The 7270-nt window shown below is 49.7% G+C and carries 7 protein-coding genes; all 7 read left to right on the top strand.

Features of this window, described 5'->3' with window-relative positions:
• The first annotated feature begins 326 nt into the window (after positions 1 to 326).
• The 7 genes from ULO1_RS00595 to ULO1_RS00565 all read left to right on the top strand — a co-directional run bounded on the left by ULO1_RS00595 (position 327) and on the right by ULO1_RS00565 (position 7266).
• Positions 327 to 1526: an ABC transporter substrate-binding protein gene (locus ULO1_RS00595; RefSeq protein ID WP_079907797.1), complete on the top strand. Its 1200-nt coding sequence runs from the start codon at positions 327 to 329 to the stop codon at positions 1524 to 1526.
• Positions 1527 to 1590: 64 nt separating this feature from the next.
• A complete protein-coding gene (locus ULO1_RS00590) occupies positions 1591 to 2472 on the top strand; it encodes a branched-chain amino acid ABC transporter permease (RefSeq protein ID WP_107754354.1) in 882 nt (293 codons plus the stop codon).
• Between the two features lie 12 nt (positions 2473 to 2484).
• Positions 2485 to 3480, top strand: a complete 996-nt coding sequence (locus ULO1_RS00585; RefSeq protein ID WP_078666243.1) for a branched-chain amino acid ABC transporter permease — start codon at positions 2485 to 2487, stop codon at positions 3478 to 3480.
• Positions 3461 to 4231 carry an ABC transporter ATP-binding protein gene (locus ULO1_RS00580; protein WP_078666244.1) on the top strand — a complete coding sequence of 257 codons (771 nt, stop codon included), beginning with the start codon at positions 3461 to 3463 and terminating at the stop codon, positions 4229 to 4231. The genes ULO1_RS00585 and ULO1_RS00580 overlap by 20 nt, the downstream gene beginning before the upstream one ends.
• Positions 4231 to 4935 (top strand): ABC transporter ATP-binding protein, encoded by a 705-nt coding sequence (locus ULO1_RS00575; protein ID WP_079907800.1) that lies wholly within the window; start codon positions 4231 to 4233, stop codon positions 4933 to 4935. Before ULO1_RS00580 ends, ULO1_RS00575 begins: the two co-directional genes overlap by 1 nt.
• A 139-nt stretch (positions 4936 to 5074) precedes the next feature.
• Positions 5075 to 5782 carry a CvpA family protein gene (locus ULO1_RS00570; RefSeq protein ID WP_159446631.1) on the top strand — a complete coding sequence of 236 codons (708 nt, stop codon included), beginning with the start codon at positions 5075 to 5077 and terminating at the stop codon, positions 5780 to 5782.
• Between the two features lie 92 nt (positions 5783 to 5874).
• Positions 5875 to 7266 (top strand): aminopeptidase, encoded by a 1392-nt coding sequence (locus tag ULO1_RS00565; protein WP_078666247.1) that lies wholly within the window; start codon positions 5875 to 5877, stop codon positions 7264 to 7266.
• Positions 7267 to 7270 lie beyond the last annotated feature (4 nt).

Below are 7270 nucleotides of genomic sequence, written 5' to 3'. Positions count from 1 at the left end.
AGAGATACCGTTATCCTTGCTAAACAACTGAATGATAATGTTTAAAAAAATTTATTTATAATATTTTTAGCAATTTTCATTCTGAAAAAGGGTACATCGCAAAAAGCATAATAAAAAATTTTGTTGACAGTTTTAACTCAAAAATTATATAATAAAGCTGCCAGTAGAAAGGTTATATACAACAGTTACAATGTTGTAACGAAGGGGGCAGGACAGCAGGACGGCGACGAGGTTGGCCTTATTCTGCAGGTTTGCTCCTGTTTTTCTTTTCAGGAGAAAACAGGGCAGTCTAAGGTCGGGTAAAAAAAACAAAAGGGGGAAAAAGAATGCTGAAGAAAAAGGCAAGTGCTGTGTTGGCTGGTTTGTTGGCATTGTCCCTGGTAGCCACCGGTTGCGGCGGTAACAGTGGCGGCGGGGAGAAAAAGGAAGGCGGCTCTGGTTCTGCTGATAATGTCATTAAAATTGGCGGTAACTTCGAAACCACAGGTGGTGTAGCTACCTTTGGTCAGGCTGCTGTCAATGGTATTAAGCTGGCTTTCAAAAAGAAGAATGAAGCTGGCGGTGTTCTGGGCGGTAAGAAGTTAGAACTGGTGGTTGCGGATAACAAATCCGAACCTGCCGAGTCTGCCAATGCCACTACCAAACTGATCAACCAGGACAAGGTTGTGGCCATTCTAGGTGCTACTACTTCCAGTAACACCCTGGCAGCAGTGCCGGTGGTAACTGCTTCTCAAGTTCCGCTGTTGTCTACTTCGGCTACTAACCCTAAGGTAACGGTAAACGAGAACGGCCAGGTTAATGAATGGGTTTTCCGGGCCTGCTTCATCGACCCCTTCCAGGGTACAGTGATGGCTAACTTCGCTACCAAGGACTTAGGTGCTAAGACTGCTGCCATCATGATCGATACCAGCTCTGACTACAGTAAAGGTTTGGCTTCTTTCTTCAAAGAAGCCTTTACCAAGAATGGTGGCACCATTGTAGCTGAAGAAGGCTATGTCCAGAAGGACACCGACTTTAAAGCTGTTCTGACTAAAATCAAGGGCAAAAACCCTGATGTAATTTATGTACCCGGTTACTACGAAGAAGTAGGTAAGATTATAAAGCAAGGCCGGGAGCTGGGCATTACTGTTCCTTTCATGGGCGGCGATGGCTGGGATAGCCCCAAACTGGTGGATATCGCTGGCGCTGAAGCGTTAAATGGCACTTACTTCTCCAACCACTATGCTGCTACTGACCCCGATCCGGAAGTTCAGAAGTTTGTGGAAGAGTATAAGAAAGAGTACGGTCAGGTTCCTGACTCCATGGCTGTGCTGGGTTATGATGCTGCTCTGATGCTGATTGATGCTATTGAACGGGCTGGCGCTGCCGATCCCGCCAAGATCAAAGAAGCTCTGGCTGCTACCAAGGACCTGAAGGTAGTAACCGGTACCATCACTCTGAATGAACAGCATAACCCGATTAAAGCCGCTGCTATTCTGGAAATGAAGGATGGCAAACAGGTCTTTAGAACAAAAGTTAATCCCTAAGGTAGAATAACCAGGATGAGGGGGTGTTTGCCCCCTCATCCCTATGTAAGTCAAAGGGGTGAAAATCTTGGAATTTTTACAGCAATTGATAAATGGCATTTCTCTTGGAAGTATCTATGCTTTGATCGCACTCGGTTATACCATGGTTTATGGTATTATACGTCTGATTAACTTTGCCCATGGTGATATTTACATGTTAGGCGCTTTTGCCGGCTTTTTGGCTACTACCTACTTGCATTTGCCGCTGATTCCGGCGATTTTGCTGGCTATGCTGGTTTGTGCCCTGATCGGGGTTACCATTGAAAAACTGGCTTACAAGCCCTTGCGGCATGCACCGCGGATTGCGGTCTTGATTACTGCTATCGGTGTTTCCTTCTTTATTGAATATGGCACTATGTATGTGGCTACCCCGCAGCCCCGGACTTATCCTGCCGGTTTATTGAGTGAGCATACCTATAACCTGGGCGGGCTGGTGGTCAACAACCAGCAGATCTGGATTCTGGCTATTTCCATTGTGTTGATGCTGGCCTTACAGTGGTTTGTACACAGTACAAAAACCGGAAAAGCTATGCGTGCGGTTTCCCATGATACCGAAGCAGCTGCCCTGATGGGTATTAACGTGGATAATATCATTTCCGTCACCTTCGCCATTGGTTCAGCCCTTGCTGCTGCTGCCGGGGTGCTGGTGGGAATTTACTATAACTCCATCGACCCGCTGATGGGGATTATGCCGGGCTTAAAGGCTTTCGTTTCCGCCGTTCTGGGCGGTATCGGCAGCATTCCCGGTGCGGTTATCGGTGGTTTGCTGATGGGCACTACTGAAGCCATGGTTAGCGGTTTCTTCAAGTCCACCTATCGGGACGCTGTGGCCTTCTTGATTTTGATCGTTATCTTGCTGGTCAAGCCCTCCGGTATTATGGGCAAGCACGTGCGGGAGAAAGTGTAGGTGATATAACAGATGAAGATGAACTGGACCAAAACTCTGACTACCGCCGGGATTATGACCGCTGTCTGGCTGGCTTTTACCTTCCTGTTTAACCAGGGGATTATCGGTCCCTACTGGCAGCGGATTGTGGTTACTGCATTAATTAACATTATACTGGCTGTTAGCTTAAACCTGATCAATGGTTTTACCGGTCAGTTTTCCATCGGTCATGCCGGTTTTATGGCTGTAGGTGGTTATGTTTCCGCAGTCATTACAGTTAAGCTGGCTCCTCAGTGGGCTGCCGCTGGTGTAGCTATCCCCCAGTGGCTGCTGTTTGTAATCGCTTTGCTGGCGGGTTCCCTGGCAGCGGCGCTTATCGGTTTTATCATCGGTATGCCCACCCTGCGTTTAAAAGGGGACTACCTGGCCATCGCCACGCTGGGGATGGGGGAAATCATTCGGGTTATGATTCTGAACATCCCCTATGTGGGTGGAGCTTCCGGGTTTATGGGGATTCCTCCATACAGTACTTTTAACTGGGTCTTCTGGATTTGCGTAGGTTCCTATGTAGTGATCAAAAACTTCCTCTGGTCTACCCATGGCCGGGCCTGTATCTCCATCCGGGAAAACGAGATTGCCGCAGAGTCCATGGGAATCAATATCACCAAATATAAGGTTATGGCTTTTACCATGGGTGCATTCTTTGCCGGGCTGGCCGGTGGCCTGTTCGCCCATTACTTCTACATCGTGCATCCCAACTCTTTTGGTTTTCTCAAGTCCTTCGAAATTCTAGTTTATGTAGTTTTAGGCGGTTTGGGGAGTTTGTCTGGCTCAGCTGCAGCAGCGGTATTTGTTACTCTGATTTCCGCTTATCTGGCCGACTACCCCGAGTTGCGCATGATTATCTATTCTATCGTGTTGATTATAACCATGCTGTTCAGACCCCAGGGCTTGCTGGGTAACAAGGAACTCAGCCTGGATATCTTCAAGAAAGACAGAGGTGATAGTCGTGGCCTTGCTGGAAACTAAAAATCTCACCATTCAGTTCGGGGGTCTGAAAGCGGTTTCCAACTGCAATCTTTACCTGAACAAAGGGGAACTTATCGGTTTGATCGGGCCCAATGGTGCCGGTAAGACTACGGTCTTTAACCTCCTGACCGGGGTTTACAAACCCACTGAAGGGGATATCCTTTTTGATGGCAAAAGCATTGTGGGCATGAAGCCCTATCAGATTACCCAGTCCGGTATGGCCCGGACTTTCCAGAACATTCGGCTGTTCGGAGAGCTCTCTGTTCTGGAAAATGTTATGATCGCCTATCATTTCCATGCCAAACATTCCGTTCTGGATTCCATTTTACGCACTCCCCGGCATTTTCAGGGTGAGAAAGAAATGCGGGAAAAGGCCATGGAGTTTTTAAAAATCTTCAAGCTGGAGCACCGGGTTAATGAAAGGGCCAAAAACCTTCCCTACGGGGAACAGCGGCGGCTGGAAATCGCCCGGGCCATGGCCACTCAGCCCAAGCTGCTGCTTCTGGACGAACCGGCAGCCGGGATGAACCCGCAGGAAACTCTGGAACTGATGAATATGATCAAGTGGATCAGGGACCAGTTCCACTTGACGATTCTGCTGATCGAACACGATATGAGCCTGGTAATGAATGTTTGTGAACGCATATATGTGCTGGACTATGGCACCGTAATCGCCCATGGCACCCCGGCTGAAATCAAGAATAATCCCAAGGTTATTGAAGCCTATCTGGGAGAGGAGGTCCACCATTGATGCTAAAAGTAGAGAATATCGATGTTTATTATGGCGCAATCCACGCTCTCAAGGGGATCTCCCTGGAGGTAAACCAAGGGGAAATCGTGACTTTGATCGGTGCCAACGGGGCGGGCAAAAGTACAACCCTGAAAACCATCTCCGGTTTGCTCAAACCCAAATCCGGAGCTATCTACTTCGAAGGGCAGAATATCACCGGTAAAAAAGCTCCCGATATCGTGAAAATGGGGATTTCCCAGGTACCGGAAGGCCGGCGGGTTTTTGCCAACCTGACCGTGCTGGAAAACCTGGAGCTGGGAGCCTACCTGCGCAATGACAAGCAGGGTATCCAGGAAGATATGGAGAAGGTGTTTGTACGCTTCCCCCGTTTGAAGGAACGGTTGAAGCAGCTGGCTGGGACCCTCTCCGGTGGGGAGCAGCAAATGCTGGCGATGGGACGGGCCCTCATGTCCCGGCCCCGGGTATTATTGCTGGATGAGCCTTCCATGGGTCTGGCCCCGATTCTGGTGCAGGAGATCTTTAATATTATCAAGGATATTAATGCTACCGGTACCACCATCTTGCTGGTAGAGCAGAATGCCCATATGGCCCTGTCCATTGCCCATAAGGCCTATGTGCTGGAAACCGGTAAGATCGTACTGAGCGGTCCGGCTCAGGAACTGGCCCAAAGTGAAGAGGTTAAAAAAGCTTATCTTGGTGGTTAAGGCAAGCAAAAACCCGCCCTTTATTTAGGGCGGGTTTTTAAATGTTAAGAAAATGTAGTAAAACAAGGATTGAAAAAAGCAGGAGTTACACCGTTTGAAAACGAATATAACTTCATCCAATAAAATGGGAGTGAGGCCTTTGAACTGGTTAGATATCATTTTGGCAATCTTTCTGCTCTATGGTTTGATCCAGGGCCTGCGGCGCGGCTTTTTACAAACTCTGGCCGGGCTGGTTGGTTATGGACTGGGGATGCTGGCCGGTTTTCTCTATTACCGGCAACTGGGAAATATGCTCTTTCAGCAGTGGAAAGACAGTCCCGCCTGGCTGGCCCTGTTACAAAAAATCCTGCCGGTACCCCGGGAGCTATATGCCCTGCCGGCAGCAAAAATTTCCACCTCCACCATGCAGACCGCCATTAACCAGCTGGTCAAGGACCCGGCGGCCAAAGGACAATTTGAACACTTGCTGGCTCAGCTGGGCCAGGCCACTCAGGATCCTCTGGTTCACAATGCGGCGGAAGCGGTGTATCGCATGGTGGGATTGGCCCTGGTGGAAGGGATAGCTTTTGGCTTGCTGTTTATCGGGGTGACTACTCTTGTCCGCCTTACTGCCAGGATGCTGGGCAAGCTGATGGATGCGACCCCCCTGGGGTTAATCAATCGGCTGGCTGGCGGAGCTGCTGGCCTGGCCAAAAGCACCCTGGGGCTGGCCATCTTTTTGCTGGTACTGGCTCCCATGGCGCCCCTGGTTGCTCAGGAAAAAACAGGCGCTCTGGCAGAATTCTTTAAAGCAGTAAATAGTTCAATGATTTTGAATAACCTCAAACAATTTCTCGGGGGATTTTAAGGCGGAATCGAGGGTTCCGTCTTTTTTTTCTGGTCTTTTTGGGATAGAATAGTATTGTTGCCAGAAAACAAATTTATAATGGGGTGAAGAACATGGATTTTGCCAATGCCTGGGACATATACGCTGATAAAAGGCAACAGATTGAGCAGGTCAATCAGGAATATCTTCGTTTTTTAACCGAAGGGAAAACTGAACGGGAAGCAGTTGCTTATCTTGAAACTGAAGCTGTCCAGTCCGGGTTTGTGCCCCTGGCCCTGGTCATGAACGGGGAAGTAAAGGTTACGCCTGGACTCAAGGTTTATTTAAATTACCGTGAAAAAGCCTTTATTGCTGCTATTATCGGCCAGCAGCCCCTGGAAAAGGGACTGAATATCATCGGTGCCCATCTGGATGCGCCGCGGCTGGATTTAAAGCCCAATCCCCTCTATGAAGCGGAAAAACTGGGCTGGCTGAAAACCCACTATTATGGTGGTATTAAAAAATATCAGTGGGTAGCTCTGCCTCTGGCTTTACATGGCGTGGTCTTTACCCGCAGTGGACAGCGCCTGCAGATAGTTATCGGGGAAAAAGGAGAAGACCCGGTATTCACCATCACTGACCTGTTGCCGCATCTGGCAGCCAAACAGATGGAGAAAAAGGCAGCAGAGGTGATCAGTGGCGAAGGGCTGAACTTGCTGGTAGGCAGCATTCCCTGTGAAGATAAGGAGGCCAAGGAAAGGGTCAAGGCTGCCCTGCTCAAGATTTTAAAGGAGCAGTATGGTATCGAACCTGAGGATTTTGCCCGGGCGGAACTGGAAGCGGTCCCGGCTGGTCCGGCGCGGGAAGTGGGCCTGGACCGCAGCCTGATCGGCGGTTTTGGTCAGGATGACCGGGTTTGTGCCTGGACAGCCTGGGCTGCCTTGCGGGACCTGGCGGAAACTCCGGAATATACAGCTGTAGCCTTGCTGGTGGATAAAGAGGAAATCGGCAGTACCGGCAATACCGGGATGACGGCAGCTTTTTTTGCTAATATGGTGGCAGAACTGATCAATGCCCAGAGCCAGCCTTACAATGAAATTCTGCTCCGAAGGGCACTGGCCAATTCCCGGGCCCTTTCCGCCGATGTCAGTGTGGCGGTAGACCCCAACTTTGAAGGCGTAGTGGACAAATATAATGCTGCCCGTCTGGGGCAGGGACTGGTGGTGACCAAGTACACGGGGGCGCGCGGCAAGAGCGGTACCAGTGATGCTAATGCCGAATTTGTGGCCCGGGTTTTGCAGATTTTCTCCGAGGCCGATGTGCCCTGGCAGGTGGGAGAGCTTGGCGCAGTAGATGTAGGCGGTGGTGGCACCATTGCCAAATTCATGGCTGAAACGGGAATGGATGTGCTGGACTGCGGTGTAGCTCTGCTTTCTATGCATTCACCTTTTGAGGTTGCCAGCAAGGTAGATATATTTGCTGCTTATGAAGGCTACAAGGCGTTTTACCGTAAAGCAGGCCAGTAACAGG

The sequence above is a fragment of the Carboxydocella sp. ULO1 genome (genome assembly GCF_002049255.1).
Lineage (GTDB): Bacteria > Bacillota.
This window is presented reverse-complemented; position numbering and strand designations above follow the sequence as displayed.

Coding starts and splice junctions, on each gene's coding strand:
- ULO1_RS00595 (WP_079907797.1), top strand. CDS start 327: ATGCTGAAGAAAAAGGCAAGTGCTGTGTTGGCTGGTTTGTTGGCATTG.
- ULO1_RS00585 (WP_078666243.1), top strand. CDS start 2,485: ATGAAGATGAACTGGACCAAAACTCTGACTACCGCCGGGATTATGACC.
- ULO1_RS00575 (WP_079907800.1), top strand. CDS start 4,231: ATGCTAAAAGTAGAGAATATCGATGTTTATTATGGCGCAATCCACGCT.
- ULO1_RS00565 (WP_078666247.1), top strand. CDS start 5,875: ATGGATTTTGCCAATGCCTGGGACATATACGCTGATAAAAGGCAACAG.